The sequence below is a fragment of the Streptomyces sp. NPDC002790 genome (genome assembly GCF_040295505.1).
Classification (GTDB): domain Bacteria; phylum Actinomycetota; class Actinomycetes; order Streptomycetales; family Streptomycetaceae; genus Streptomyces.
The window spans coordinates 1-1,638 of the sequence record NZ_JBEOVM010000239.1; the positions used below are offsets into that span (position 1 = coordinate 1).

A 1,638-nucleotide genomic window follows, 5' to 3' on the forward strand; every position below is an offset into this window, starting at 1 on the left:
TACACCACCGCCACGGTCAACTGGGACGGCCCCTACGCGAGCAACCAGCACACCAGCCTCACCTTCAACAAGGCGAGGTTCCACCTGCAGACCAAAAAGTCCACCGCCGGCACGGACCCGGTCGTGAAGTACGCCAACTACACGGGCCTGGAGAACGCCCTCGAACACAGCAGCGGCAACGGCAACGGGTCCTACGAGACGGGGACGCTCAAGTCCAAGGCGAGCGGCCGATACCAGTACCTCGCGGACGGCTACATCGAGCTGGACTGGTCCGGCGACGGTCAGGGCTATCGCAAGCCGCTGCTGTTCAGCGCCTCCCCGCGCGTCTGACCCGCGCACTGCGTCCTGACCCCCTTCACGTGAAAGCCAATCCGCCATGAGCCACCGGCCCGCGCGCCGCGCCCGCCGAGCCAGCGCCAGCCCGCTGTTCACCCCGCACGGCACGGATCGCGCCGCCCGTAAAACCGCCCGGCGACAGCTCGCCGAAGCCACCGCGAAGGCACGCACCGAAGCAGCCGCCCATTCCGGCGGATCCGACGCGGACGAGCACGAGATGCCGGCGCCGCTTTTCCCGCCGGCCGGACGCCCCGGCCCCGCGTCCTCCCGCAGCAACAAGATCAGACTGCCTGCGCACCGCATGACCACCGCCACCGCGTCCGGCGCGTATCCCTTCCTCGCCGAGGGCGGGCTCGGCGCCGAGGGCATCTACATCGGCCGCGACGTGCACGCCGAAGCGTCCTTCTGCTTCGATCCGTTTGCGCTTTATGGCCGCATCGAGGGCTTCACCAACCCCAACGTCCTGCTGGCCGGAGTGATCGGACAGGGCAAGTCGGCACTCGCCAAGTCCTTCGCGCTGCGCTCGATCGCCTTCGGCTACCGGGTCTACGTCCCGTGCGACCCCAAGGGCGAATGGACGCCCGTGGCACAGGCGCTGGGCGGCACCTCCATCGCCCTCGGACCGGGACTGCCCGGCAAACTCAACCCGCTGGACGCCGCCCCGCGGCCCAACAGCGTCTCGGAAGCCGACTGGGCAGGCGAGATCCGCAAGCGCCGCCTGCTGTTGCTCGGATCGCTGGCCCGCACCGTGCTCGGGCGGGACCTGCTGCCGATGGAACACACCGGTCTCGATGTCGCCCTGGACGCCGTCGTCGCCCAGGCCGCAGCGAGCGGTCGCACCCCGCTGCTCGGCGACATCGCTGCGACCCTCAACAACCCCGATGAACTGGACCGAGTCGGCGGCGTCATGTCCGGCCGCCTCGGCGATGCCTCCCGCGACCTGGCCCACGCCATGCGCAGGCTGGTGCATGGCGATCTGGCCGGCATGTTCGACGCACCCTCCACCGTCGTGTTCGACCCGAACTCGCCCATGCTGACCATCGACCTGTCCCGCCTGGGCGGGTCCGGCGACGACACCGCCCTCGTCCTCGCCATGACCTGCGCCTCCGCATGGATGGAATCCGCGCTGTCCGACCCCAACGGCGGGCGGCGCTGGATCGTCTACGACGAAGCCTGGCGCCTGATGCGCCACCCCGGCCTCCTCGCACGCATGCAGTCCCAGTGGAAGCTGTCCCGCGGTCTGGGCATCGCCAACTTGATGGTCATCCACCGCCTGTCCGACCTGCTCACCGCCGGCGACGC

Annotated in this window: 1 protein-coding gene and 1 pseudogene; both read left to right on the forward strand. The window is 69.9% G+C overall.

The genetic code is table 11. The annotated features are described in order from the left end of the window. Positions 1-330 (forward strand): annotated as a pseudogene (locus ABT004_RS36295) (hypothetical protein); the annotation flags it as partial. 46 nt (positions 331-376) lie between these two features. After that, positions 377-1,638: putative type IV secretion/conjugal transfer ATPase (locus tag ABT004_RS36300; protein ID WP_351346118.1), on the forward strand; the 1,262-nt coding region annotated here is incomplete at its 3' end.